30 protein-coding genes are annotated in these 26,982 nt (G+C 41.7%); 27 read left to right on the top strand and 3 right to left on the bottom strand.

Going from position 1 to position 26,982, the window contains the following annotated elements; translation table 11 throughout:
* The first annotated feature begins 13 nt into the window (after window positions 1-13).
* The 21 genes from prfA to ACQYAC_RS11095 all read left to right on the top strand — a co-directional run bounded on the left by prfA (window position 14) and on the right by ACQYAC_RS11095 (window position 16,963).
* Window positions 14-1,081, top strand: coding sequence for a peptide chain release factor 1 (gene prfA / locus ACQYAC_RS11195; RefSeq protein ID WP_012011562.1), 1,068 nt, complete (start codon window positions 14-16; stop codon window positions 1,079-1,081).
* Window positions 1,071-1,955 carry a peptide chain release factor N(5)-glutamine methyltransferase gene (prmC, locus tag ACQYAC_RS11190; RefSeq protein ID WP_429943304.1) on the top strand — a complete coding sequence of 295 codons (885 nt, stop codon included), beginning with the start codon at window positions 1,071-1,073 and terminating at the stop codon, window positions 1,953-1,955. The genes prfA and prmC overlap by 11 nt, the downstream gene beginning before the upstream one ends.
* Window positions 1,956-2,097: 142 nt before the next feature.
* The gene (locus ACQYAC_RS11185) at window positions 2,098-2,577 is read left to right on the top strand and encodes a hypothetical protein (RefSeq protein ID WP_429943953.1); all 480 of its coding nucleotides are present in this window, start codon (window positions 2,098-2,100) and stop codon (window positions 2,575-2,577) included.
* Window positions 2,578-2,695: 118 nt separating this feature from the next.
* Window positions 2,696-3,352 (top strand): stage II sporulation protein R, encoded by a 657-nt coding sequence (gene spoIIR / locus ACQYAC_RS11180; RefSeq protein ID WP_058013473.1) that lies wholly within the window; start codon window positions 2,696-2,698, stop codon window positions 3,350-3,352.
* Between the two features lie 63 nt (window positions 3,353-3,415).
* Window positions 3,416-3,859, top strand: coding sequence for a GNAT family N-acetyltransferase (locus ACQYAC_RS11175; protein WP_429943303.1), 444 nt, complete (start codon window positions 3,416-3,418; stop codon window positions 3,857-3,859).
* Between the two features lie 161 nt (window positions 3,860-4,020).
* Window positions 4,021-5,073 (top strand): L-threonylcarbamoyladenylate synthase, encoded by a 1,053-nt coding sequence (locus ACQYAC_RS11170; RefSeq protein WP_081042257.1) that lies wholly within the window; start codon window positions 4,021-4,023, stop codon window positions 5,071-5,073.
* A 60-nt stretch (window positions 5,074-5,133) separates the two neighbouring features.
* Window positions 5,134-5,688 (top strand): manganese efflux pump MntP family protein, encoded by a 555-nt coding sequence (locus tag ACQYAC_RS11165; protein ID WP_012011556.1) that lies wholly within the window; start codon window positions 5,134-5,136, stop codon window positions 5,686-5,688.
* A 63-nt stretch (window positions 5,689-5,751) separates the two neighbouring features.
* The gene (locus tag ACQYAC_RS11160) at window positions 5,752-6,210 is read left to right on the top strand and encodes a low molecular weight protein arginine phosphatase (RefSeq protein ID WP_061409856.1); all 459 of its coding nucleotides are present in this window, start codon (window positions 5,752-5,754) and stop codon (window positions 6,208-6,210) included.
* 140 nt (window positions 6,211-6,350) lie between these two features.
* Window positions 6,351-6,800 carry a ribose 5-phosphate isomerase B gene (rpiB, locus tag ACQYAC_RS11155; RefSeq protein WP_003214714.1) on the top strand — a complete coding sequence of 150 codons (450 nt, stop codon included), beginning with the start codon at window positions 6,351-6,353 and terminating at the stop codon, window positions 6,798-6,800.
* A 12-nt stretch (window positions 6,801-6,812) separates the two neighbouring features.
* The gene (locus tag ACQYAC_RS11150) at window positions 6,813-7,352 is read left to right on the top strand and encodes a TIGR01440 family protein (protein WP_429943302.1); all 540 of its coding nucleotides are present in this window, start codon (window positions 6,813-6,815) and stop codon (window positions 7,350-7,352) included.
* A 177-nt stretch (window positions 7,353-7,529) separates the two neighbouring features.
* A complete protein-coding gene (glyA, locus tag ACQYAC_RS11145) occupies window positions 7,530-8,777 on the top strand; it encodes a serine hydroxymethyltransferase (protein ID WP_012011552.1) in 1,248 nt (415 codons plus the stop codon).
* Between the two features lie 147 nt (window positions 8,778-8,924).
* On the top strand, window positions 8,925-9,554 hold the full coding sequence (gene upp / locus ACQYAC_RS11140) for a uracil phosphoribosyltransferase (RefSeq protein WP_003214553.1): 630 nt from the start codon (window positions 8,925-8,927) through the stop codon (window positions 9,552-9,554).
* A 496-nt stretch (window positions 9,555-10,050) separates the two neighbouring features.
* Complete coding sequence (locus ACQYAC_RS11135; protein WP_003215321.1) at window positions 10,051-10,434, top strand: ATP synthase subunit I; 384 nt, start codon at window positions 10,051-10,053, stop codon at window positions 10,432-10,434.
* Window positions 10,435-10,441: 7 nt separating this feature from the next.
* Window positions 10,442-11,176, top strand: coding sequence for a F0F1 ATP synthase subunit A (gene atpB, locus ACQYAC_RS11130; RefSeq protein ID WP_003215198.1), 735 nt, complete (start codon window positions 10,442-10,444; stop codon window positions 11,174-11,176).
* Window positions 11,177-11,224: 48 nt separating this feature from the next.
* Window positions 11,225-11,437 carry a F0F1 ATP synthase subunit C gene (gene atpE / locus ACQYAC_RS11125; protein ID WP_003214968.1) on the top strand — a complete coding sequence of 71 codons (213 nt, stop codon included), beginning with the start codon at window positions 11,225-11,227 and terminating at the stop codon, window positions 11,435-11,437.
* A gap of 120 nt (window positions 11,438-11,557) precedes the next feature.
* A complete protein-coding gene (gene atpF / locus ACQYAC_RS11120; RefSeq protein WP_003214532.1) occupies window positions 11,558-12,079 on the top strand; it encodes a F0F1 ATP synthase subunit B in 522 nt (173 codons plus the stop codon).
* Window positions 12,076-12,621, top strand: coding sequence for a F0F1 ATP synthase subunit delta (locus ACQYAC_RS11115; RefSeq protein WP_012011549.1), 546 nt, complete (start codon window positions 12,076-12,078; stop codon window positions 12,619-12,621). The genes atpF and ACQYAC_RS11115 overlap by 4 nt, the downstream gene beginning before the upstream one ends.
* Before the next feature lie 16 nt (window positions 12,622-12,637).
* The gene (gene atpA, locus ACQYAC_RS11110; RefSeq protein WP_012011548.1) at window positions 12,638-14,146 is read left to right on the top strand and encodes a F0F1 ATP synthase subunit alpha; all 1,509 of its coding nucleotides are present in this window, start codon (window positions 12,638-12,640) and stop codon (window positions 14,144-14,146) included.
* 84 nt (window positions 14,147-14,230) lie between these two features.
* Entirely contained in the window at window positions 14,231-15,097 is an 867-nt protein-coding gene (locus ACQYAC_RS11105; protein WP_012011547.1) for a F0F1 ATP synthase subunit gamma, read from the top strand.
* A gap of 24 nt (window positions 15,098-15,121) precedes the next feature.
* Entirely contained in the window at window positions 15,122-16,543 is a 1,422-nt protein-coding gene (gene atpD / locus ACQYAC_RS11100) for a F0F1 ATP synthase subunit beta (RefSeq protein WP_012011546.1), read from the top strand.
* 24 nt (window positions 16,544-16,567) lie between these two features.
* Window positions 16,568-16,963 (top strand): F0F1 ATP synthase subunit epsilon, encoded by a 396-nt coding sequence (locus ACQYAC_RS11095; protein WP_003214592.1) that lies wholly within the window; start codon window positions 16,568-16,570, stop codon window positions 16,961-16,963.
* Window positions 16,964-17,005: 42 nt separating this feature from the next.
* On the opposite strand, the gene ACQYAC_RS11090 is transcribed toward ACQYAC_RS11095, so the two are convergent.
* Window positions 17,006-17,512 carry a hypothetical protein gene (locus tag ACQYAC_RS11090; RefSeq protein ID WP_371869430.1) on the bottom strand — a complete coding sequence of 169 codons (507 nt, stop codon included), beginning with the start codon at window positions 17,510-17,512 and terminating at the stop codon, window positions 17,006-17,008.
* Window positions 17,513-17,649: 137 nt separating this feature from the next.
* Here ACQYAC_RS11090 and ACQYAC_RS11085 point away from each other — a divergent pair, with 137 nt between their 5' ends.
* From ACQYAC_RS11085 to ACQYAC_RS11060, 6 genes are all read left to right on the top strand, one after another.
* Window positions 17,650-17,880 carry a DUF1146 family protein gene (locus ACQYAC_RS11085; RefSeq protein WP_025208130.1) on the top strand — a complete coding sequence of 77 codons (231 nt, stop codon included), beginning with the start codon at window positions 17,650-17,652 and terminating at the stop codon, window positions 17,878-17,880.
* Between the two features lie 128 nt (window positions 17,881-18,008).
* Window positions 18,009-18,743, top strand: a complete 735-nt coding sequence (locus tag ACQYAC_RS11080; protein ID WP_429943301.1) for a YwmB family TATA-box binding protein — start codon at window positions 18,009-18,011, stop codon at window positions 18,741-18,743.
* A gap of 32 nt (window positions 18,744-18,775) precedes the next feature.
* Window positions 18,776-20,083 carry a UDP-N-acetylglucosamine 1-carboxyvinyltransferase gene (gene murA / locus ACQYAC_RS11075; RefSeq protein WP_429943300.1) on the top strand — a complete coding sequence of 436 codons (1,308 nt, stop codon included), beginning with the start codon at window positions 18,776-18,778 and terminating at the stop codon, window positions 20,081-20,083.
* A 255-nt stretch (window positions 20,084-20,338) separates the two neighbouring features.
* The gene (spoIID, locus tag ACQYAC_RS11070; RefSeq protein ID WP_058013480.1) at window positions 20,339-21,364 is read left to right on the top strand and encodes a stage II sporulation protein D; all 1,026 of its coding nucleotides are present in this window, start codon (window positions 20,339-20,341) and stop codon (window positions 21,362-21,364) included.
* Window positions 21,365-21,687: 323 nt separating this feature from the next.
* On the top strand, window positions 21,688-22,386 hold the full coding sequence (locus tag ACQYAC_RS11065) for a VWA domain-containing protein (protein WP_081042276.1): 699 nt from the start codon (window positions 21,688-21,690) through the stop codon (window positions 22,384-22,386).
* Window positions 22,387-22,468: 82 nt separating this feature from the next.
* Window positions 22,469-23,146 (top strand): VWA domain-containing protein, encoded by a 678-nt coding sequence (locus tag ACQYAC_RS11060; protein ID WP_429943299.1) that lies wholly within the window; start codon window positions 22,469-22,471, stop codon window positions 23,144-23,146.
* Window positions 23,147-23,200: 54 nt separating this feature from the next.
* On the opposite strand, the gene ACQYAC_RS11055 is transcribed toward ACQYAC_RS11060, so the two are convergent.
* Complete coding sequence (locus tag ACQYAC_RS11055; protein ID WP_429943298.1) at window positions 23,201-25,549, bottom strand: FdhF/YdeP family oxidoreductase; 2,349 nt, start codon at window positions 25,547-25,549, stop codon at window positions 23,201-23,203.
* An 82-nt stretch (window positions 25,550-25,631) separates the two neighbouring features.
* Window positions 25,632-26,897: an L-lactate MFS transporter gene (locus ACQYAC_RS11050; protein ID WP_061409847.1), complete on the bottom strand. Its 1,266-nt coding sequence runs from the start codon at window positions 26,895-26,897 to the stop codon at window positions 25,632-25,634.
* Window positions 26,898-26,982: the final 85 nt, after the last annotated feature.

Raw genomic sequence — 26,982 nt, 5'->3', positions numbered from 1 at the left:
AGAGGTGAAGACCATGTTAGACCGTTTAAAATCAATTGAAGAACGCTATGAAAAGCTAAATGAATATTTAAGTGACCCTGAAGTGGTGAACGACCCTACGAAGCTTCGTGAATATTCGAAGGAACAATCTGATATTCAAGAAACTGTTGAGGTATATAGACAATATCGTGCGGCATACGACCAGTTAAGCGAAGCGAAAGCAATGCTGGAAGATAAGCTGGATGCCGAGATGCGCGACATGGTCAAAGAAGAAATTTCAGAGCTCACAGAGGAAACAGAACGTTTAGAAGACGAGCTGAAAATCTTGCTGATCCCGAAAGATCCGAATGACAACAAAAACGTTATTGTGGAGGTTCGTGGTGCAGCAGGAGGAGAAGAGGCCGCGCTTTTTGCTGGAAACCTTTATCGTATGTACAGCCGTTATGCTGAAATGCAGGGCTGGAAAACAGAAGTAATGGAAGCGAGTGTGACTGGAACTGGCGGTTATAAAGAGATTATCTTTATGATCAGCGGGAAAGGCGCATATTCCAAACTAAAGTTTGAAAACGGTGCACACCGCGTGCAGCGTGTTCCGGAAACGGAATCAGGCGGACGGATTCATACATCAACAGCGACAGTTGCTGTCTTGCCTGAGGCTGAAGAAGTTGAGATTGATATCCACGAAAAAGATATTCGTGTAGATACTTTCACATCGAGCGGACCTGGCGGACAAAGTGTTAACACAACCATGTCTGCTGTTCGATTAACTCACCTTCCAACAGGGGTGGTTGTTTCCTGTCAGGATGAGAAATCACAAATCAAAAACAAAGAAAAAGCCATGAAAGTATTACGTGCGAGAATTTATGATAAATTCCAGCGTGAAGCACAGGCTGAATATGATCAAACGCGTAAATCTGCTGTTGGAACAGGGGATCGTTCAGAGCGTATCCGTACGTACAACTTCCCACAAAACCGTGTAACAGACCACCGCATCGGATTAACGATTCAAAAGCTTGATCAAATTTTAGAAGGAAAACTTGACGAGGTCATTGATGCATTAATTATGGAAGACCAAGCAAGAAAGCTTCAAAATGCAAAATAATCAGCGAACCATCTTTGAAGCCCTTAAATGGGCTTCTTCTTTGTTAATGGAAGCCGGTAGAGACCAAAACGCGGCAGAGCTCCTTTTGATGCATGTACTGGACCTAAGCAGAAGTGAACTTCTTGCACGTTTTCATGATCAGCTGCCAGAGGAGAAAGATCGGTTATTCAGCGAGTTTGTCACGCAGCACAAGAAAGGCGTGCCTGTTCAACATCTAACAGGTATTGAATTCTTTTACGGCCGTCCCTTCGAGGTGAACAAACATGTTCTCATCCCTCGCCCTGAAACAGAAGAAGTCGTTTTGGCCGCGCTGAATTTGATGAGTGACATCTTCCCGCACGATCAGCCGCTCAAAGCAGTGGACGTTGGCACCGGAAGCGGGGCAATTGCGATTACGCTCGCTCTTGAAAAAGAAACACTATCTGTCACAGCAACGGATATTTCACATGAAGCACTTGAGGTAGCAAAGCGGAATCAACAAGCGCTAGGTGCAGACGTCCATTTTTTACAAGGGGACTTACTCGAACCTATCAAGGATCAAGGCATCAAAGTGGATCTGTTTATTTCCAACCCGCCTTATATTGCGGCAGAAGAAATGGACAGTTTGTCAGAGGTGGTTACGAAGCATGAGCCAGTCAATGCACTGACAGATGGACGTGATGGCCTGTGGTTTTATAAGCGCCTCATTCGTGATCTTCACCATGTACTTCATGAGCAGGCGGTCGTTGTCTTTGAAATTGGACATACGCAAGGGCAAGATGTAAAAGCACTTCTCTTGCAGTCATTTCCCGCGGCAGATGTCCGCATCGTCAAGGATATTAACGGGAAAGACCGAGCTGTTTGCGCACACATTCAAAACAGAAAGTCCGGCTGAATAAAGTCGGACTATTTTATTATGTAAAGATGAAACTTATGGTAAAAGAGAAACGTATATATAGAAGAATGAACATTCTGATCATGATTTTTTTACATAAATTTGTTTTGAAGGAGCGAATGGTGTGAACAGAAGGTATGCGATGGTGTTGGTCATCGTCAGTGTACTATTGATTGTGAGTGCTTGTGGCAAACCGAGCTTTAAAAAAGAAGCAGCAGCATTTGGAGAAAGCTATAAAAAAGCACAATACACAGTGAATCGAACAGATGACCTAACTGATATGAAGGAGAAGCTGAAGTCTTATTTAACCGAGCATGAATATCAAGAATATACACAAGACAGCATGTTCCCGAGCGTGTTAGAAGCAGCAAAGGACCAAGATTGTCAAATTAAGCTGAAGAAAATTACATTTATGCCTTCAGATGAAAGCGATGACAGAATTGAATTTAATTATGAAATGGTGATTCAATTTATTAATCAAAAAGGAAAAGTCAAAAAAGAAATCAAGAAAAAAGGAGCAATGACTGTCATCAAAACAGATGCAGGGTTAAAAATCAGCCGAGATTGGGATGGAAGACTGTACCCTTCCGATTACCAATCCTCACTCCAAAGCCGTTCTTAATAGAACGGCTTTTTTTATTTGACTCATAATCTATTAAAAAAATCATTTTTCCTGTTTATGAGATGGGTTTTCTGGACACAATGTTTGTAGCGAAGAGAAAAAGTGGGGGGAACACATCATGTTTAAAAGTAAAATGATGATTTGTCTTTATATGTTTCTATTATTATGCGGTGCTTTTGCAAACCTTGGCAAGGAGGAGACAGCGGCTGCTTCTGCAAATCAGCCTGTTGTGATACCCGATGAAGCCATTCGATTACGCATTTTAGCAAATAGTGATCGTTCAGCAGATCAGGATGTGAAAAGAAGCATCCGTGACGAAGTCAATGCTAATATGACGGAATGGGTCAAAGACCTTACATCCATTGAAGAAGCAAGACGTGTGATTCGTTCCAAGTTACCAGAAATCAATCGTATTGCCAAAGCGAAATTGAAAGAGCAGCACATTGATCAATCCGTATCAGTCAGCTTCCAAAAAGCTTCATTTCCAACAAAGCTCTATGGAAATTTCGTTTATCCTGCTGGGAAATATGAAGCCATTTTAATTACGCTTGGAGAAGGGGATGGAGCCAATTGGTGGTGTGTGTTATTCCCGCCGCTCTGCTTTATCGATTTTTCAAATGGAGAAGCCATTGCATCGCCAGAGGGTGATGAAGATAACGAAGTGACAGCCCAGCAAACAGATGAGTCTGTGAATGAAGTGGTCAAAGAAGAGAAAGAAGAGACGGGGGAAGTGAAATTCTTTTTATTCGAATGGGTCTCTAGTCTTTTCTCCTAAAAAAGGTATAAATCTGTTTTTGCCTCATAGAGTTGAAGTAAGAGATCAAAAAGAGGTGAAAGCATGTATTATCAGTTAAGAATAGCCACAGAAGAAGATGCTCCAGCGATCAATGCTTTTCTTGAAAAAGGACAAGCGAAAGGCGGCGTCACACTTGCAGAGCATATGACGTTTGTTGTCATGGAAGATGCGGACGGTCAGCTGGCAGGGTGTTTAGGTCTTGAACAGCTTAGTGAACAAGAGGGCCTGCTGCGGTCTCTTGTCATCTCAGATAAATTAGGTCAGGGACATATCGTGTCTTTGTTCCAAAGTGTTCAAACGCTCGGAGGGAAAATAGGTGTGGATACGTTTTATGTCGTTGCCAACCACTCCTCCTCGTATGATTTTTTGACATTGATGGGCTTCACGGCTTTAGAGGATATTCCAGAAAGCATGTGGGGATCTGCACATGCAAAAGAGTTCTTGGCGAAAGAACAGGCTGTGGTTCTTCAAAAAAAAGCCAGTTAATCACAATATATTGAACTTATACACATACTTATCCACCGTTAAACAAGCGTTATCCACAAATTGTGGACAACGCTTGTTTTATTGACCATCATCTTTTATACTTTCAAAAGGATAATTGAGATATATCAACAGTTTTATCTTTTTTAAAAGGAGTTTGTATGATGTTAAATACAAAAAGATGGTCTGTGGATTTAGAAAAGGATTTATCCACATTCTATCCACAAATTGAACAGGCAGCGTTGTTATTGCAGCAAAACGAAGTGGTCGCTTTTCCGACAGAAACGGTGTATGGACTAGGGGCTAATGCGAAAGAGACAGAAGCTGTCATGAAAATTTATGAAGCGAAAGGGCGTCCAAGTGATAATCCATTGATTGTCCACATTGCGGAGGTTGAGCAGCTTCATGAATTTGCACAAATAGAAAGCGAAAAAGCAAAGGCATTGATGGAAGCCTTTTGGCCGGGTGCTTTAACCATTGTTCTTTCGTGTAAGCCTGGCACTTTATCAAAGCAGGTCACGGCAGGTTTATCCACGGTCGGTGTGAGAATGCCTGACCATCCGATTGCGCTTGAGCTTATCCGAACGGCTGGTCTGCCAATTGCTGCACCAAGTGCCAACCGTTCAGGCAAACCATCTCCGACACAAGCTGACCATGTAGCGAGTGATCTCGATGGAAGAATCGCTGGGATTATCGATGGTGGTTCAACGGGTATTGGCGTTGAGTCAACGGTTGTCTCCTGTGTCGATGAGATTCCAGTCATCCTAAGGCCTGGCGGAATTACAAAAGAAGCATTAGAAGAGGTAGTAGGAACGGTCAGTATTGACCCAGGGCTGACAAAAAAGGACGAAGCGCCTGTATCGCCAGGGATGAAATACACACACTATGCCCCTGAAGCTAAGATGTATCTCTTTTTTGGAAGTGATGAAGAGATGCAGCGTCACATTCAAACATACCAGGCAGAAGGTTTAAAAGTTGGTGTGCTGACAACAGAAGAAAAGAAATCGTTGTTTGCAGCAGATGTTGTCTTCAGCTGTGGATGGAGAGAAAAACCTGAAACGATAGCGGCAAACTTATATCGTGTATTGAGACAATTTGATGAGACAGATGTAGATGTCATTATTTCAGAAGCCTTTTCAGAGCAGGGGGTTGGTTCAGCAATTATGAACCGTCTGCAAAAAGCGGCAGGAGGGCGCACTCTCTCTTCATTCAAATAGTTCTAACCCTTCTTGGACAAACATAGGTTAAAGGAGAATGCGTGTCCAAGGGGGATTTACATGTACGAACTAGCTGGCGAATTGCTGACGCTCAGTATCATGGCTTTTGCACTGGGGATGGATGCTTTTTCGGTTGGACTTGGCATGGGAATGATTCAGCTGAGGTTCCGCCAGATCATTTATATTGGACTTGTCATTGGTATATTTCATATGTTTATGCCGCTTTTTGGTATGCTAACAGGTCAGCTCCTATCAGGCTGGCTCGGTCTCCTTGCTACCTATATAGGCGGGGCGCTGCTTTTGGTGCTCGGGCTGCAAATGATCATTGCGTCTATTCGAAAAGAAGATAAACCATTTATCGCACCTGTTGGCGCTGGTCTTGTTCTTTTCGCAACAAGTGTCAGCTTAGATAGTTTTTCCGTTGGCTTAAGCCTCGGAATTTACGGTTCTCACGTATGGATGACCATTTTATTGTTTGGTTTTTTTAGTATGATCCTCACATGGCTTGGGTTATTACTCGGTAAACAGGTTCGATCATGGGTGGGATCATATAGCGGGGCGCTTGGCGGAATCATTTTACTAGCCTTTGGTATCAAATTATTATTTCCGCTCTAGTCAGTCTCCTTACATAACATGTAGAATGAAATGCTATATAATAGAAGAAAAGGAGGGCGAAAGATGAAAATCTTATTTGTTTGTACGGGAAATACATGCAGAAGTCCGATGGCTCAAGCCCTTTTTGCTTCAATTGCACAAGATAAAGGTTTAGAGGTCACTGTTAAATCAGCGGGCATTTTTGCCTCAGATGCTGGGAAGGCTTCTCCTCAAGCGGTCGAAGCATTATTTGAGAAAAGCATTCCACTGAATCACTCTTCAGCAAAACTAACAGAGGATCTTCTGCGAGAAGCTGATTACGTCTTCACCATGACCATGCAGCATAAACAGTTGATTGTGGAGCAATATGCACATGCAAAAGACAAGATCTTCACTCTAAAGGAATTTGCGACAGGGGCAGAAGGCGATGTATCCGATCCATTTGGAGGAAGCCTGTCTGTTTATCAGGAAACACGTGATGAACTTGAAGCATTGCTTCAGCAGCTGGCTGAGAAATTGAAAAAGGATCAAACATCCTCATAATGGACAACCTGTAAAACCGTTGCATCAACGGTTTTTCTGCTTTTGTTTGCAAATGACTAAGCAGAGGTTAAAATATAACTGTAAATAAAGAATAAATGTAAGGCATAACAGATCAACTCACCCTTAGGAGGAATTGCCCGATGAAAGTAGCTATTGCATCCGATCACGGCGGAACGAATATTCGTGAAGAAATCAAACAACTGATGGATGAATTGAAGATTGAATACATTGATATGGGTTGTGAATGTGGATCAGGTTCTGTAGACTACCCAGATTATGCTTTTCCTGTAGCTAACATGGTGGCTAACGGAGAAGTGGACCGCGGCATTTTAATTTGCGGGACAGGCATTGGTATGAGTATCTCAGCAAACAAAGTAAAAGGAATTCGCTGTGCGCTGGCGCATGATACATTTAGTGCGAAAGCAACTAGAGAACATAATGATACAAACGTCCTTGCAATGGGAGAACGAGTTATTGGACCTGGATTAGCACGTGAAATTGCGCATATTTGGCTGACAACAGAATTTACGGCAGGACGACATGCTGTACGGATTGGTAAGATTGCTGATTACGAAGAAAAGCACCTATAAGGAGCGCTTAACATGAACATTGGTCAAGATTGGCTTGAAATGTTAAAAGAGTTTCATCAAATGGTTGAACTGCGTGCTGGGCAAATTTTAGTGATCGGCTGCAGTACATCAGAAGTGGCTGGTGAGCATATTGGGACAGCAGGAAGTGAGCAAATAGCTGCGTCCATTTATCAAGAATTGGATCAGTTAAGACGAGAGACCGGCATTGAGCTGGCTTTCCAGTGCTGTGAGCATTTGAATCGTGCTCTTGTTGTGGAAGAAGAAGTGGCTTTCCGGCTTAACCTAGAGATTGTGGCGGCAGTACCTGTCCGAAAGGCGGGTGGTTCGATGGCGGCTCATGCGTATCAGCATATGGAACATCCTGTGTTAGTTGAATCCATCGAGGCGCATGCTGGAATTGATATCGGTGATACATTGATTGGGATGCATCTAAAGAGAGTCGCTGTACCTGTTCGCCTCAGTCGCCATCAATTAGGGCATGCACATGTGACGTTTGCGAAAACGCGTCGGAAGCTGATTGGCGGAGAACGAGCGGTTTATACAAGATCATAGCTTAGATATATTTCTAATATAATGTTGAATGATGAAGGCGCTTTACCACTTGAATATTCGGTTTTTCGTAAAAAAAGAAGTCGATTTCCCAAAAAAACTTTTACATTTCACTCAAAAACCGTGTACAATGAGATGGTGAAAACATCGAATGGAAATAGATTGGAGAGGATTTCGCTGATGAAACATTTACCTGAGCAAGACGCACAAGTATTCAAGGCAATTCAACTAGAGCGGAAACGCCAGCAGGACAAAATTGAATTAATTGCATCAGAAAACTTTGTAAGCGAAGCAGTCATGGAAGCACAAGGCTCTGTATTAACAAACAAATATGCAGAAGGTTACCCTGGTAAACGCTACTATGGCGGCTGTGAACATGTAGACGTTGTGGAAGATATCGCACGTGACCGCGCAAAAGAAATTTTTGGTGCTGAGTATGTGAACGTACAGCCTCACTCAGGTGCTCAAGCGAATATGGCCGTATACTTTACCATTCTTGAGCATGGCGATACAGTGCTAGGTATGAACTTGTCACATGGCGGGCATTTAACACACGGAAGCCCTGTTAACTTTAGTGGTGTACAGTACAACTTTGTAGAATATGGTGTTGATAAAGAAACGCAGCATATCGACTATCAAGATGTACTTGAAAAAGCACGTGAACATAAGCCAAAGCTAATTGTTGCGGGTGCAAGTGCATACCCACGTCAAATTGATTTCAAAAAGTTCCGTGAGATTGCGGATGAAGTCGGTGCTTACTTTATGGTCGACATGGCTCACATTGCAGGTCTTGTTGCAGTAGGTCTTCATCCAAATCCAGTTCCTTATGCAGATTTTGTGACAACGACGACTCATAAAACATTGCGTGGACCTCGCGGCGGAATGATTCTATGCCGTGAAGAGTTTGGGAAAAAGATCGACAAATCGATCTTCCCTGGTATTCAAGGTGGACCGCTGATGCATGTCATCTCTGCAAAAGCTGTTTCTTTCGGTGAAGTATTGAACGGAGATTTTAAAACATATGCACAAAACGTCATTGACAATGCAAAGCAGCTAGCTGAAACCCTTTTATCTGAAGATATTCAGCTTGTGTCTGGTGGAACGGATAACCATCTTGTTCTTATCGACTTACGTTCTCTTGGCATCACAGGGAAAATTGCAGAAAATGTTCTTGATGAAATTGGTATTACAGTGAACAAAAATGCGATTCCTTATGATCCAGAAAAACCTTTTGTCACAAGTGGTGTACGTGTTGGTACAGCAGCAGTGACAAGCCGCGGTTTCGATCAAGAGGCAATGAAAGAAGTCGGTTCCATTATTGCGCTTGCTCTCAAACATCATGAAGATGAAGCGAAATTAGAAGAAGCGAAAAAGCGTGTATCTGATCTAACTGCCCGCTTCCCTCTATATAACGAATTAGATTATTAAAAAGCAGACCCATTTGCCTATTTTTGGCATGTGGGTTTTTTTTGTAGGATTTGCGAATCATATTGAAAGATGATGTCTTTTTATGTAGAATTGTAGGAAGTGTGCAAAGTTCACCGGAAGATGACAGAAAAGGAGTTGTAGCAAGCTATGGCAAAGGTTTATGTATTTGATCACCCGCTTATTCAACACAAACTTACATATATTCGTGACGTTCATACAGGAACAAAAGAATTTAGAGAGCTAGTGGATGAAGTCGCAACATTAATGGCATTTGAAATCACAAGAGACTTACCGCTTGAAGAGGTAGATGTAGAAACACCTGTACAAGTAGCGAAATCAAACGTGATCTCAGGGAAGAAACTCGGTGTTGTGCCAATTTTAAGAGCTGGTCTTGGAATGGTGGACGGGATTTTAAAACTCATTCCAGCTGCTAAAGTGGGACATGTCGGTTTATACCGTGATCCGAAAACATTAAAGCCTGTTGAATATTATGTGAAGCTTCCATCTGATGTGGAAGAGCGTGAATTTATCGTAGTAGATCCAATGCTTGCAACTGGAGGTTCAGCAGTCGAAGCATTGAACAGCTTGAAAAAACGCGGGGCGAAAAACATTCGCTTCATGTGTCTGATTGCTGCTCCTGAAGGTGTAGAAGAAATGCAAAAGCATCATCCTGACGTTGATATCTACATTGCAGCATTAGATGAGAAATTAAACGAAAAAGGTTACATTATCCCAGGTCTTGGTGATGCCGGTGACCGTATGTATGGAACGAAATAACATGTTTTAATAAAAGCCCACATGCAAACATGCATGTGGGCTTTTTGAAATATATGACAAACGGTTGATATCGTTCTTAGAAAAATCAATGTATACTGAACATTAGCTGTTTTTTTCAATGAATGTCACGTGTCTCCTAAAGTTTGATGAAATTGTGAACATTTTGTGTGCTCTATCATTATAGAAAAGTTTTTTAACTTTCAACGGATTGACACATCATAGACGCTATTGTATGCTAAACGAGGGTATTATGGTAAGGTTTTCATAGCCTATAGCACTCTACTAATCCTCATTGTGAACCCTTTAATTATCAGGGTTTGTATCAGCGAATGAAGCAACATCCCATAGATCTTTAGATTTCAAGTCTGATTGTGCAATTAGACCGATGGGTGATTGATTTTTTTCGAACAGGACTGCTTATCATAAGCGTCTTCTACGCAGTTTTCATCACCATTTATCACCTTTTTTACAATATTTTTCATCGGGAGTCAGATGAATGAACGATCCAAACGCGATTTTCCGCAGACAGAGTAAATACATGTTCTATCTATTGGCAATTTTTGTGTTTGGCTATGCCATGCCTGGTTTTAAACCACTGTTTCTTGGTTTGATTATCGGCACAATTTTTGCTTTCTTTAATTTATTCCTTCTTATACGGAGAATGCACGCTTTTGATCGAGCGGTTAAAAAAGGAAAATCCATTCGTTCAATGGGAAGTACAGCCAGGTGGGCCAACGCAATTCTCGCAGTAGCGATTGCTTGGCGTTACCCTAATGAAGTTCATCTGGCAGGTGTTGTTATAGGATTAATGACAATATATCCTGTCATTATGATAGATTCCTTCATTCAACTTAAACGTTCTACTATGGAAGAGAGGTGAATACTCTTTGGGTCACAGTTCAAAAACGACAGAATTTTTAGGGTTAACGTTCAACTTATCCAATGTTCTCATGATTACGATTGCTAGTATCATCGTTCTTCTCATAGCGGTGCTGACTACTCGTGTTCTGTCTATTCGTCCGACAAAGGCGCAGAACTTCATGGAATGGATAGTTGATTTTGTTCGAAATATCATAGGTAGTTCGATGGACATGAAAACAGGAGCCCCATTTCTAGCGCTAGGCGTTACATTACTCATGTACATATTTGTTTCAAACATGCTTGGACTGCCATTTTCGATTACGGTCGATCACAACTTGTGGTGGAAATCACCAACAGCAGACCCTGCAATCACAATGACACTAGCGATTATGGTCATGGGCTTGACACATTATTACGGTGTCAAGGCAAAAGGAGTCAAGGAATATACGAAAGACTACTTTAGACCAATTCCGCTTTTAGTACCATTGAAACTAATTGAAGAATTTGCAAACACGCTAACACTTGGTTTGCGTCTTTATGGAAACATTTTTGCTGGAGAGATTCTTCTTGGTTTGCTTGCAGGACTAGCGACCAATTTCTACACGCAAAACATTGCGCTTGGTATCGTTGGTACATTAGGTGCCATCGTGCCAATGATTGTATGGCAGGCATTCAGTTTGTTTGTCGGAACAATCCAAGCATTTATCTTCACCATGCTGACAATGGTGTACATTTCTCATAAAGTCAGCGACGAACACTAAAAAATTGAGAGTCCAAAAAGGACGTTATTTTAAAGGAGGAGCTTTTTAATGAATTTAATAGCAGCAGCAATTGCAATCGGTTTGGGAGCACTAGGAGCAGGTATTGGTAACGGTCTAATCGTATCTAAAACAGTTGAAGGAATCGCTCGTCAGCCAGAAGCTGGTAGAGAACTAAGAACTCTTATGTTCATCGGGGTAGCTTTAGTTGAGGCACTTCCAATTATCGCTGTCGTTATCGCATTCTTGGCATTCTTTGGTTAATATGTGAGAAGCGTTCTAATATGAATTTTAATGGCGAAGATCAGATTAGTTCGAAACTTCGCCATTCCTTTATGTTTTGTTTCTTAACATATTATTTAAAGAAGGGAGTTGCCGTACTAAATGTCTCAGTTACCAGTGGTTTTAGGAGCAGGTGGCTTAAGTTTCAATGCCGGGGATATGATATTCCAGCTGATCGCTATGCTCATCTTGCTTGCACTTTTAAAGAAATTTGCGCTTAAGCCTTTATTAGGGATTATGAAACAGCGTGAAGATTATATAGGAAATGAAATTTCAAGTGCTGAACAAAAGCACGTTCAAGCTGAAAAGCTTCTTGAAGAACAACGTGTCTTATTGAAAGAAGCACGCGAAGAATCACATACACTCATCGAAAATGCGAAAAAGATTGGTGAGAAACAAAAAGAAGAGATCATTCAAGCAGCACGTCAAGAGTCAGAGCGCTTGAAAGAGTCTGCTAGAACTGAAATCGTGAAAGAAAAAGAACAAGCTGTGGCTGCACTGCGCGAGCAGGTTGCATCACTATCTGTACTTATTGCATCTAAAGTGATTGAAAGAGAACTTGATGAGCAAGCACAAGAGAAATTGATTCAAGAGTATCTTAAAGAGGCAGGCGAAAGCCGATGAGCGTGACTATTGTCTCTAAGCGTTACGCTTCTGCTCTTTTTGACATCGTTCTTGCTTCTTCGGCAGTAGACGAAACTGAAAAAGAGCTGAATGAGATCAAAAAAGTTCTAAAGGCTGACCAAGAGTTGAATGACTTTCTTGTTCATCCAAAGATTACGGCAGACAAAAAGAAACATTTGATTGCAGAAGCTTTCAAAGGTGTTTCGACACATGTATTGCACACAATGTATTTATTGATTGACCGCGGACGCACGAATATTTTCTCTGAAATGACGTCTGAGTTTGTGAAACTGGCAAACCGCACGAAACAAATAGACGATGCGATCGTGTACTCAGTGAAACCGCTGAGCGGTGCTGAAATTCAATCTTTATCTGAAGTATTTGCCAAAAAAGCCGGAGTCACATCACTGCGTGTTGAAAATGTGATTGACAAGGATCTAATAGGCGGAGTGAAAATCCGTATCGGAAACCGCATTTATGACGGCAGTGTCAGCGGAAAGCTTTCCCGCATTGAACGTCAGCTTGCAGGCGAAAATCGTTAGAAGGGGTGAAACCTTAGTGAGTATCAAAGCTGAAGAGATTAGCGCGCTGATAAAGCAGCAAATCCAAAACTATCAATCTGAAATTGAAGTAAAAGATGTCGGTACAGTCATCCAAGTAGGGGACGGTATCGCGCGTGTACATGGCCTTGACAACATTATGGCAGGAGAGCTGGTTGAGTTCTCTAACGGTGTAATGGGTATGGCTCAAAACCTTGAGGAGTCTAACGTAGGTATCGTTATTTTAGGACCTTACAAAGATATCCGCGAAGGTGACGATGTAAAACGTACAGGTCGTATCATGGAGGTTCCAGTAGGTGAAGAGTTAATCGGACGTATTGTGAACCCACTTGGTCAGCCTGTTGATGGACTAGGTCCAATTTTAACAAGCAAAACTCGTCCAATCGAAAGTGAAGCACCAGGCGTTATGGATCGTAAATCTGTACATGAGCCGCTTCAAACAGGGATTAAAGCAATTGATGCCTTGATTCCAATCGGACGCGGACAGCGTGAATTGATCATTGGTGACCGTCAAACAGGTAAAACATCTGTTGCAATTGATACGATCCTTAACCAAAAAGATCAAGACATGATCTGTATTTATGTAGCGATCGGACAAAAAGAATCAACGGTTCGTGGTGTTGTTGAAACACTTCGTAAGCATGGTGCGCTTGATTACACAATTGTAGTCACAGCTTCTGCATCACAGCCAGCTCCACTTCTTTACCTTGCTCCTTATGCAGGTGTAACGATGGGTGAGGAATTCATGTATAACGGCAAGCACGTACTTGTTGTATATGATGACCTTTCTAAACAAGCGGCGGCTTACCGTGAGCTTTCGTTATTGCTTCGTCGTCCTCCAGGTCGTGAGGCATTCCCTGGTGATGTTTTCTATCTTCACTCTCGTTTATTAGAGCGTGCAGCGAAGCTTAGTGACGCAAAGGGTGGCGGTTCTATCACAGCATTGCCTTTCGTAGAAACGCAAGCTGGTGATATCTCTGCATATATCCCAACAAACGTTATTTCAATCACAGATGGACAGATCTTCTTACAATCTGACCTCTTCTTCTCAGGCGTACGTCCAGCAGTAAACGCAGGATTGTCTGTATCCCGTGTAGGTGGTTCTGCACAAATCAAAGCGATGAAAAAGGTAGCAGGTACACTTCGTCTGGATCTTGCTTCTTATCGTGAGCTTGAAGCATTCGCTCAATTTGGATCTGATCTAGACCAAGCGACTCAAGCAAAATTAAACCGTGGTGCTAGAACAGTTGAAGTCTTAAAACAAGACTTGAACAAACCGCTTAAAGTTGAAAAACAAGTAGCGATTCTTTATGCACTCACAAGAGGATACTTAGACGATGTCGCGGTTGCTGATGTCAAACGTTTCGAAGCTGAGTTATTTATGTACATTGAAGAAAACCATAAAGGATTGTTTGACACGATCTCTCAAACAGGAAACATGCCTGCTGATGAAGAGTGGAATACAGCCATCGAAGGCTTTAAACGTACGTTTGCACCAAGCAACTAGTAATCTTTCCGAGAGAAAAAGATTCTCTTTTTCTCTCTTTTCACGTAAATGAACACGGATTCCTGAAAAAAGGTGGTGAAATCTTTGGCCTCATTACGCGATATAAAGTCAAGGATCACGTCAACGAAAAAATCGAGTCAGATCACAAAAGCGATGCAAATGGTGTCAGCTGCGAAACTGAATCGTGCTGAAAACAATGCGAAGTCTTTTGTTCCTTACATGGAGAAAATCCAGGAAGTGGTTGCTGCAATCGCAACTGGAACAAGTGCTAAGCACCCAATGCTTCTTTCAAGACCTGTCAAGAAAACAGGATATCTCGTCATTACATCTGATCGAGGACTTGCAGGACCTTTTAACAGCTCGATTTTGCGTGCTGCTTACCAAACCATTCAATCTCGTCATCAGTCAGCTGATGAATATGCGGTGATTGTGATTGGTAAAATCGGACGCGACTTCTTCAAAAAGCGCGGTATTCCAGTTATTTCTGAAGTAACAGGGCTTGGAGACGAAGTAGCGTTTGCTGATATTAAAGAATTAGCAAGCAGTACAGTTCAAATGTTCTCTGATGAAGCGTTTGACGAACTTTACATGTTCTATAACCACTTTGTCAGTGCCATTTCACAAGAAGTAACAGAGAAGAAATTATTGCCGCTAACGGACATTTCGGCCGCAGCGACACCTAATAAACGTTCCGCATCTTATGAGTTTGAGCCTTCTGAAGAAGAAATTCTTGAAGTTCTCCTTCCTCAATATGCAGAGAGTTTGATTTTCGGTGCGCTTCTTGACAGTAAAGCAAGTGAACATGCTGCAAGGATGACAGCAATGAAGAGTGCAACAGACAACGCAAAGGAATTGATCGACAGCCTGACACTCTCTTACAACCGTGCTCGTCAAGCAGCGATTACACAAGAGATTACAGAAATTGTCGGCGGAGCAGCTGCCTTAGAATAGAAATAATTGTCAGGAGGGAATGCAATGAAAACAGGACGCATCAGTCAGATCATGGGACCAGTCGTAGACGTTCGTTTTGAAGATGGTCACTTGCCTGAGATTTATAATGCGATCAGAGTTTCGCATAAAGCGGAAAGTGAAAGTGAAGTTGATATCGACTTAACTTTAGAAGTAGCACTACATTTAGGTGACGATACAGTGAGAACCATCGCAATGGCTTCAACAGATGGTGTGAAGCGCGGTATGGAAGCTGTAGACCTTGGAAAACCAATTTCAGTACCAGTTGGTAACGTAACACTTGGACGTGTATTCAACGTACTGGGAGATAACATTGACTTAGATGAGCCACTTGGTGTGGAAGCTCAAAGAGATCCAATCCACAGACAAGCGCCTTCTTTTGATCAACTTTCTACAGAAGTTGAAATTCTTGAAACGGGTATTAAAGTTGTTGATCTTCTTGCTCCTTACATCAAGGGCGGAAAGATCGGTCTATTCGGTGGAGCCGGTGTAGGTAAAACCGTTCTGATTCAAGAATTGATCAACAACATCGCACAAGAACACGGCGGTATTTCTGTATTCGCTGGTGTTGGAGAGCGTACACGTGAAGGAAACGACCTTTACTACGAAATGAAAGATTCTGGTGTTATTGAAAAAACAGCCATGGTCTTCGGACAAATGAACGAGCCACCAGGTGCACGTATGCGTGTTGCCCTAACTGGTTTGACAATGGCAGAGCATTTCCGTGATGAACTAGGTCAAGACGTATTGTTCTTCATCGATAACATCTATCGTTTTACACAAGCAGGTTCTGAAGTATCAGCCCTTCTTGGACGTATGCCTTCAGCGGTAGGTTATCAGCCGACACTTGCAACAGAAATGGGTCAGCTGCAAGAGCGTATCACGTCTACAAACGTAGGATCGGTTACATCGATTCAAGCGATCTATGTACCTGCGGATGACTACACGGATCCAGCTCCAGCAACAACGTTCGCTCACCTTGATGCAACGACAAACCTTGAGCGTAAGCTGACTGAAATGGGTATTTACCCAGCGGTTGATCCTCTTGCTTCAACATCTCGTGCACTTGCACCTGAGATCGTTGGCGAAGAGCACTATGCCATTGCGCGTGAAGTGCAGCAAACATTGCAGCGTTATAAAGAACTACAAGATATCATTGCCATTTTAGGTATGGATGAATTATCAGAGGACGATAAGCTTGTTGTACACAGAGCGCGTCGTGTTCAATTCTTCCTATCTCAAAACTTCCACGTAGCAGAGCAGTTCACTGGCCAAAAAGGTTCTTACGTGCCATTGAAAGAAACTGTTAAAGGCTTCAAGGAAATCTTATCTGGTAAATACGATCACCTTCCAGAAGATGCATTCCGCTTAGTTGGACGCATTGAAGAAGTGGTTGAAAAAGCCAAAGAGATGGGTGTAGAGGCCTAATCTGGTCCTTAGGAGGGTAAAAGCATGAAGACCGTTCAAGTCAATATCGTTACTCCCGACGGCCCAGTGTATCAAGCGGATGTGGAAATGGTCAGTGTGAGAGCAGAAAGCGGTGAGCTTGGTATTTTAGCTGGCCACGTTCCAATGGTTGCTCCGCTAAAAATCGGTGCAGTTCGCTTAAAACATAGTGGATCAACTGAATTGGTTGCAGTAAGTGGCGGATTTGTTGAAGTTCGCCCTGAACAAGTAACCATTCTTGCTCAGGCCGCTGAAACATCAGATAAAGTTGATGTCGATCGTGCGAAATCAGCGAAACAGCGTGCTGAAGAGCATTTGAACCACCCGAATGAAAGTGATGTACGCCGGGCGGAACTCGCATTAAAACGGGCGTTAAACCGTTTAAATGTAGCAGGGAAATAAAACAGAAAATCCTTCTTATCACAATGATAAGAAGGATTTTTTTTAGAATGACATGAGGGATTGGTACATTGACACATACGGGTGAGAATCCTGTTTTTCAAGATATAAGTGCTCGCAAAACTGCGTACTATGCCACGTTTTATTGTGCCGGCGCAAACCCAGCGTATATTGATGCGGAGAGTCCATATAAGGACGTACCACCCAGTCAGCATCTGAATGATGACGGAGGACAACCTCTCCCATATATACACTCATCATCGCTTCTAATGCATCTATTGGCATTTTCCACTCAGCAAACAACTGCTTGGTAAATGCATCAAAGTAAAGTGTTTCTAACTGATACAGGCTCTCCTCAGAATAATCCAAAGAAATGTTATGAAAATGACACAATTGCGCTAATTCTTCTAGCTGTGTCTGTCTATAATCAAAGTAGAAAGCAATGGCCTCCCATTCATGATCAAATGAGGGAACCAGTTCTCCGTACAAATCAACAAAGTCAGGAAAAGAATCTTTCAATGTGTACAGCTCCTTCCACACGCAGTATATCATCTCCTTGGCACCAGGATAAGAGGGGATTTACTCTAAATGTAGCTCTTTTTTCCAAATGATTCATCTTTCCGATTTTCGCGGATATAATGAAAGGGAGTTTTCCTTTACAGAAATAAATAAAAGGAGGATTCAACTGTATGGAAGACGTAGGACAACAAGCAATCGTGAGTATTGTGATCCACCTGTTTTTTATTGCGATTACATGGTGGGCATTGCTTGCTGTAAATATTGACCCACTAATTAAAAAAGGGAAAATCATTCAGGCAAGATTGCTGATGATGCTCATTACCATTGCTATTGCATCTGCAGTCAGCAATTTCTTCCTTGATTACTTAAATTTCTCCAGACAAATCCCTTATATGTTCTAACATAAAAGGTTTGGTCACTGCCTTATGCGGGAACGTAAAAAGAAGTGTCAAAAGTATGGCCTTTGATGACTTTTCCACGTATGCATAGACCTCCTTGCGGCAACACTTGTAGCAAGGGGGAATGACAAGTGAGAAAGTATATAAAAGGTTGGCCATTATTTGCGTTTATTCTTTTTTTTGTTCTGGTGATTCAAGGTGTTCGTGCGGAAGAATCTTCTCCGCTCGCCCAAATAGCAGAAGGTCTGAACAACCAGCAAATTGAAGTAGATGGATGGACTCTTCACGCCAAAACAAATGTAAACATTTCATCCGAACAATTTTCAAAAAAAGTGAAACGTTTCAAAGACGAACTACGACAGTATGAGTGGACCGAAAAAGAAGAACAACATGTCACCAAAGTCACAGGAATTTACAAAGATGAAAAAAATGATACATTATCGAAAATTTTACTCGTGAAGACCGACACAAAATCCAATCAAAAGTCGTATTTATTATATGAGCAAAAAGGTGCTCGCCCACTGAATACCTGGGAGCATACATATGATCAGTTCGTACGTCATGCAAAAAGCATATTACAAGAGAAATTTGTAATTTTTACTTGTCTCGATGGTCATGTAAATGGTATGATGGATGTTGTTTTGCAAAAAAAAGCTGAAATGTTAGCAAATGAATTTCAAGCAAAACCAGTTGAGTATCTCGTTGAGTCTAATTTTGTGTCGCTTTCCGCTTACACAGATAAGTGGGAACAGTTCATTATGACTTCAAATGATAAAATGAATGTTCAAATTGCCATCAGAAGTTCGGAAATGAACGAAAATCATACGATTACGGTTGGCACACCAATCGTAACGACTGAATATTAATATAGAGAATTTGGGACGCGGAGGGGAAGACCTTGGAAAAAATCATCGTCCGCGGCGGTCAAAAGTTAAACGGCACAGTTAAAGTAGAAGGAGCAAAAAATGCCGTTTTACCAGTTATCGCTGCATCTTTGTTAGCAAGTACAGAAAAAAGCGTAATTTGTGATGTACCTACGCTCTCCGATGTATATACAATCAATGAAGTGTTACGTCATTTAGGAGCAGAAGTACATTTTGAAAATAACGAAGTATCAGTGGATGCATCTCATGCACTAGAAACTGAGGCTCCGTTTGAGTATGTCCGTAAAATGCGAGCGTCTGTGCTCGTCATGGGACCACTTTTAGCAAGAACAGGTCATGCAAGAGTTGCATTACCTGGAGGCTGTGCGATTGGTTCAAGACCAATTGACCAGCATTTAAAAGGCTTTGAAGCAATGGGAGCTAAAATTCAAGTAGGAAATGGTTTCATCGAGGCTGAAGTCAACGGCCGTTTAAAAGGTGCGAAAATCTATTTGGATTTCCCAAGTGTTGGCGCAACTGAAAACATCATTATGGCAGCAGCATTAGCTGAAGGAACAACGATTTTAGAAAACGTAGCAAAAGAACCTGAAATTGTTGATTTGGCAAACTACATCAATGCCATGGGCGGTAAAGTTCGCGGAGCTGGTACTGGTACAATCAAAATCGAAGGTGTGGAAACACTTCACGGTGCAAAACACAACATCATCCCTGACAGAATTGAAGCAGGTACTTTCATGGTGGCAGCAGCCATTACAGAAGGAAATGTTCTTGTGAAAGGCGCAGTGCCGGAGCACATGACATCACTTGTAGCAAAAATGGAAGAAATGGGTATTCAGATCATTGAAGAAGAAGAAGGTTTAAGAGTCATTGGACCATCTGAGCTCAAGCCAATTGATCTAAAAACAATGCCACATCCTGGTTTCCCAACGGATATGCAATCTCAGATGATGGCGCTATTGCTTCGTGCGAACGGAACAAGCATGATTACAGAAACGGTATTTGAAAACCGCTTTATGCATGCAGAAGAATTCCGCCGTATGAATGGTGATATTAAAATTGAGGGTCGCTCTGTTATTATCAACGGGCCGGTTCAGCTTCAAGGTGCTGAAGTGTCAGCGACTGATTTAAGAGCAGGAGCAGCACTTGTACTTGCTGGATTAGTAGCAGAAGGTCATACACGTGTCACTGAGTTGAAGCATATCGATCGTGGATATGTGAACTTCCACCAGAAGCTTGCAGCAATCGGTGCAGATATTGAAAGAGTAAACGATGAAACAGCAGATGTGACACAAGAACAAGTTGTATCAGATCTGAACGCGTAATCATCAAGAAATCAGTGTGTCCATTGGGGCATGCTGATTTTTTTTTAGAATCATAGATTGCTTTATTTTTAAAGCTTATCATTAGTGTATCCAATCATCTTAAATTTTATTCATACAGACGAACAGTAAAATCAGTTGATAAACAGCCTCTTATCTTCATCGAAAGACTTGTCCACTGAATGAAAGAAGCTGTCATATTAGCTTGTCCCTCCCCATAGGATAAAAGAGATTCAATGAAAATGGGGGCAGCCAAATATGAAACCAATGATATGGACAATCGCAGGAATATGCATCATTATTTTAATGATTCCAACTTTACTAGTGTTGCCGACGTTTCAAGGGAAACCGGAGGCAAACCAGCATGTATCAGCGGAGCCATCAGTTAAAAAAGAAGTGAAGGGTACAGTCAAATTGAAGCAATCACCCGTCGCTATCCCCGTTTATCGTTCTGCTCATCAGCAGGTAGAAAACATCCCCTTAGAAGAGTATGTGATCGGTGTCGTAGCGTCTGAAATGCCAGCTGATTTTGAGATGGAAGCACTCAAGGCACAGGCACTCGCCGCAAGAACGTATATCGTCAGACAAATGATTATCGATAAGACCGTCAAATCACCAAAAGGCTCTCTTGTAGATGATACCCAAATGTTCCAGGTGTATAAAAACAAGCAGGAACTCAAGAAAATTTGGGGGAAGGCGTACAATTGGAAGTTGAAAAAAGTTACAGAAGCTGTTGCCAGCACACAAGGAAAAGTGCTGACTTATGACGAGAAGCCAATTGATGCTTCATTCTTTTCAACAAGTAACGGGAAAACGGAAAATGCCGAAGCTTATTGGAAAAATGAAATCCCATATTTGAAAAGTGTCTCAAGTAAATGGGACGAAAAATCGCCAAAATTTCAAAACAAGAAAACCATCCCAGTTAGTGAATTTCAGCAAAAATTAGGTGTGACGCTCACTCAGCAGGCTCAGGTAGGGCAGATAGTAGAACGGACACCAGGTAATCAAGTAGCAAAAGCCGTAATAAACGGTAAAACACTGACAGGCAGAGACATTCGAGAGTCATTAGGACTTCATTCAGCGGACTTTACTTGGGAACGCCAAGGCCAGCAAATCATCATCACGACAAAAGGGTATGGCCATGGTGTTGGAATGAGTCAGTACGGTGCGCATTATATGGCACAGTCAGGCAAAAAAGTGGATGCTATCGTGAAACATTATTATAAAGGGATTCAAATTGAACCAGCTGATCGTTTTCTTAACACGTATATGGCTAAAAAATAAAGCAAAGGTGCCTCAGAATGGGGCATCTTTTTTGTGTGTTTCAAGAGGTTTGAACAGAATGTGTCAATTTGCGACTTAAGACGCACCTCAGGAAATCTTAAACATTTACGTCCCGACAAGCACCGATGGCCGATACAAAGCCCCTCGAAAGAAGGAGAAAACAAGAGAAAAAATGATGTGTTGGGTGAATGTATCTAGACAACTGACAGATTTTTAGTGATTTTGATGAAAGAGAAAAAGGGACCGAGTCCTATACCATTCCAAGACAGAATCTTTTACGATTAAGATGTTTCAATTTAATACATAGGGAGGAAGGAAAAATGATGTTGAAAAAAGTATTTACACTCGTAACCTTAGCTGTATTGACATTATCTATGTCAATCTCTTCACCAGTATTTGCAAAAGCATCTACAGTCAAAAAACATAACAAAGATGTAAGAGTCACTATCTTACTTGATGCAAGTGGAAGCATGGCAAGAAAAGTAGAGGGAGAACGCAAATTTGACCTCGCTAAACAAGAGGTATTTAAATTTGCTCAGTCACTTCCAAAAGACGCTAAAATTCGTATGAGCTTGTTTGGCTCTGAAGGAAACAACAAAAATTCAGGTAAAGCTCAATCATGTGAAGTCATTAGAGGCGTTTATGGCGTACAGCCTTACGAAAAAGACAGCTTCGAAAACTCATTAAACGGACTTGGACCAAATGGCTGGACACCGATTGCTCGTGCTCTTGAAGATGCAAAGCAAACGGATGAACAGCTTAATAATGGTACAAAACATATTGTGTACCTCATCACTGATGGCGAAGAAACTTGTGGCGGAGATCCAGTAAAAGTAGCAAAAGAATTGCATAACTCTAAAGGATCGACTGTTGTTAATGTCATTGGATTAGACTTTAACGATGGCTATGAAGGTCAATTAAAGCAAGTAGCCAAAGCTGGTAAGGGCCATTACTACCAAGCAAGCACTGGTAAAGAAATGGGTTCTATCCTGTCAGCAGAATCATTAAAATTACACGAATAACTTGCTGAACAAAAGGGAAACGATTGATGTATGCTTTCGTTTCTCTTTTTCTGTACAAATGTAAAAAGGGAGGTTTTTATAAATGAAACGCAATATTGTATTAACTATTTTGGCTAGCCTTGTCCTGCTTCTTTCTTCACCAGCTCATGCTGTGACAAAAAAACAGGAGCCAGCTCATGTGGTGATATTACTTGATTTAAGCGGCAGCATGGCACAATCAGTTGAAGGCGAAAAGAAAATCGATATCGCCAAACGTTCTATTCAAAGCTTCGCAAGTATTTTATCAGATGATACACAAGTCCTTCTTCGTGTGTTTGGTCATGAAGGAACCAATAAAAATGCTGGAAAAGAACTTTCTTGTGGAAGCTCTGAAGCCGTTTATGGATTTGGATCATATGAATCATCAACATTTCAGCAAGCTCTGAATGTGTATAAACCAACCGGCTGGACACCACTTGCAAAAGCATTAACAGATACGAAGCAAGATTTTGAAGATCACCAGGCTGAAGGGAAAAATATTGTCTATGTCGTCAGCGATGGTAAAGAAACTTGTGGAGGAAGCCCTTCACAAGCAGCAAAGGAACTACATGAAGGCGGAATTGACACCATTGTTAATATCATCGGCTTTGACGTGAATGAAAAAGAAGCAAAAAGTCTAAAGTCTGTTGCAAAAGCGGGCGGTGGACAATATCAACCGGCTGCAAATGCCGAAGAATTGAATCACATTTTACAAAGTGAAGCGAGCACTTTTGGTCAGTAGGATATGAATGGGAGCTGGGGATTTGTATTCCCCAGCTGTTTTTTTAGGTGAAGATCAATTCAAAGTGGTTTCTAATTCATCAATTCGTTTCTCCACGTAGTGCTGGTCTTTTCTTGCATGAAAGGTTTCAGCTTTTTCTAATATGGCCGCCGTATTATATTCGGGAATCTGTGAGTAGCTCTCATACACACCCTTTGGAATTAAAACGTTCCCTTCAGGCCAGTAAACAGCGATATTGCCACGTTTCAACTCCCCAAATTGAGCGACTCCTTGGTAGGATCCATATTGATTAAACAAAACAACTGGATCACCTTCTTTGACATAAAGTTCTTTAGCATCATCTTCATTCATCAAGATAGAATGACGCTTCCCACCATTAAAGGCATCCTTTTCACTATAGATCATGGAGTTGAATTGCTTTCCTCTTCTTGTCGTGATATGAAAATGACCCTCGGTTTTTCGGTATTGAGGCAGCTGGGCAGGAAGAAGATGTCCTTTGCCGTCCGGTGTTGGACACTCTCCGTCTTCACATAGCCAGGCACCTCCCCATTGAAAAACGTCTCCTTTATGACGTAAATGCTGGATGCCATCATAGTTTCGATTTGCGATCGCAATCTCGCGGCGAATGTCTTCAGCCGTTTCGAAATGAATCAGTTCAGCATCTTCTGGCCGTACTCTTTTTGCAAGATCAATATAAATATCCCATTCTGCTCTGGCTTCCTCAATCCGAGGACCTTCAATTTCTGGACTGAAATATACCATGCGTTCCGTACTAGTGGATGTACCGCCGCCTGGCTGTTCATACCTTGTCATAGCAGGCAGAACAATTACCGTCTCCTCTGCCTCTACAAGTGTAGAGGTATTCAAAATGATATCTTGATGGACACGAAGTTCAAGCTCAGATAAAGCTTTTTCGATCGCATCTGGATTTGGCATCGTTTCTAAAAAGTTCCCGCCGCTCGTAAACAGCATTTTGAGTTTTTGCGGATGTTCTTTTGGGAGAGCCATTTTCTCAAATGATTGCCCAATAGTGTCACCATGCCACTTCGGAATGTCAAAACCCCAAATTTTTTCGATTCTTTCAATATTCTCCTCATCAAAATCACTGCCCGGCAAAACAAATGGGTCAGCACCCATTTCACCAGAACCTTGAACACCGCTATGACCGCGAATTGGCATGACACCACAATGTTTCCTGCCAATAAATCCACGTAACATAGCAAGGTTGGCAACCTGTGATATATTATCAGTTGCAAAGCGGTGCTGAGTAAGACCCATGCTCCAAATGAAAACGCCTGAATTGGCATTGGCAAGAAGGATGGCAAATTCCTTCATTCTTTCTTTTGATAAGCCTGATGATGTCTCTAGGTCTTCCCATTTCAATTGTGCGACATGCTGCTGTAAATCCTGTATGCCGGTAGTATGAGCTTGAATAAATTCATGATCAAGAGCGGAATGGGGGGCGTGCTGCTCCATGTCAAACCAATGTTTGATGACACCGTTCATAAACGCAATATCGCCGCCTATATTGACTTGATAGAAATCATCCGCGATTTTTGTGCCGAATAAAGCACTTTCTGGAATAGAGGGAACCCAGTACTTTTCCATGGCAGGCTCTTTGTACGGATTGATGACAATAATTTTGGTTCCTTTCTTTTTCGCCGCATACATATATTTAGTTGAAACGGGCTGATTGTTTGCTGCGACAGATCCCCAAAAAATTAAGACATCTGTTCCGATCCAATCGTTGTAATTACAGCTGGAGGCTCCTATCCCAAGGGACCGCTTAAGAGCGGTTTTGCTCGGTGAATGACAAATGCGAGACGCATTATCAATATGATTTGTCCCGATAAAGCGAGCTGCCTTCGCAGCGGTATAATAGACTTCATTTGTAATTCCTCTAGCTGTTAAATAGAAAGCGAGCTGCCGTTTATCAATTGATTTGATTTTAGCTGCGATTTGATCTAATGCATCATCCCAAGAAATACGCGTAAAGGCATTGTCACCTCTTTTTCGAATGAGTGGATAAGGGATACGGCCAAGTTTGCGAAGAGTGGTGCTGTCCATGTGTTTGAGCTGTTGAATGTCTTCAAACCATTTTGGATCAATAGCTGGCATTGTATTAAGACGAAGTACATTTAGTCTTGTGGTGCATATATGAGGTCCTGCGAGCGTTTGGTCATATAACCCTGAAACACCAAGGGCGCAGCCGTCACACACGCCTTGCGTTAAAATACGATATGCATAGGGGAGATTATCCTTGTTCTCCCACGCCACTTTCATCGTATCTCGAATGTGTTTCGGCTTTACTTTTCCAAGTCCCATAGGCGCAAAAGAAGCCCATAGCTTTGGTGAGGGTTTTTTATTAAGCTTAATAGGCCCCTTATGTTTTGTTTTCCCCATGATAGCATCACCCTCCTATTACTTTATAAAGCGTTTTCATATCTAAAAATTACCTTTAGATTGTAATTCTGTCAAATTCAAATTAAGGTCGGGATGAGATAGAAGAAGTAGCAGTAAGGTTTGTTTCTCTAAGCTGCTGAATATCCTTCCGGATGAGAAGAGATATGATAAAAGCGATGAAAAATAAGCCAGAGAACACCATCAGACTCTGCGTGTAGTTACCTGTTATATCTCGGATAAAGGATGAAAATAAAGGTCCTGCTAAACCAGCAGCTGCCCAAGCTGTCAGAATATAACCGTGTATGGCACCAAGTTGTTTCGTGCCAAATAAATCCCCAATATAGGCTGGAATTGAGGCAAACCCTCCTCCATAGCACGTATAAATGATCGCCATCACGATTGAAAAGACGAGTGGTTCTTTTAAGTAGGGAAGTAAAGGAAAGGCAATGAGCTGGATACTAAAGAAGATTGTATACGTATTCGGCCTTCCGATATAATCTGAGAAGGAAGCCCAGCCAATCCGTCCTAAACCATTAAAAGCACCTAAAATGCCAACAAGGGTAGCTGCAGCACCTGCAGTGAATCCAACACTTTCTTGAGCAAGAGGCGATGCTACTGAAATAATGGCAATTCCGCATGTGATATTAATAAAGAGCATGAGCCACAAATAATAAAAACGTCGTGTTTTGATCGCTTCATTTGCTGTAAGCTGTGATAAATCCTGAGGGATTTTTCTTTGTTTTGTTTTTAACACGTCAAATTGTTTGACGTCATCAGGTGTTGGTGGTGATAAATAAAGAGATGAAATCACCATGATCATAAAATAGGAAATTCCAAGAATGTAAAAGGTATTTGCGATATCTACTTTTTCAATGAGATATTGGATAATTGGGCTGCAAATAAGAGACGCAAATCCAAAACCCATAATAGCTAAGCCAGTTGCAAGTCCTCTTCGGTCCGGAAACCATTTCACTAAAGTTGATACAGGTGCAATATAACCTACCCCTAATCCTATCCCAGCGAGTACACCATAAAATAAATAGAGGAGAGGGAGTGAGGACATGTGGACAGCGAATCCTGACCCTGTCATTCCGATACCGAAGAAAATGGCTGAGAAGAGCCCTGATGCCCTTGGACCATACCTTTCAACGAAATGTCCCATGAAAGCAGCAGATAATCCTAAAAATAAAATAGCAATACTGAAGGTTAGGCTTATTTCTGTCAATGACCACTGAAAGGCTTGATGTAAAGGATTCGTAAAAACACTCCAAGCATAAACAGACCCAATAGATAAATGAATCCCCACAGCACTTGTTGCGATGAGCCAGCGATTTTTCGATTTGTTCATTTTGTTCCCCCCATATAAAGCAATCAAAAAGTTTGATAAGATAGAAATATGTTACATTTTTATGACTTTTTAAAATAATATCACA

Origin of the sequence: Bacillus sp. MM09(2025) (assembly GCF_050496725.1) — a bacterium.
Classification (GTDB): Bacteria; Bacillota; Bacilli; order Bacillales; family Bacillaceae; genus Bacillus; species Bacillus pumilus.
The sequence above is the reverse complement of the archived record's forward strand: the minus strand, read 5'-3'. Positions and strand labels throughout refer to the sequence as shown.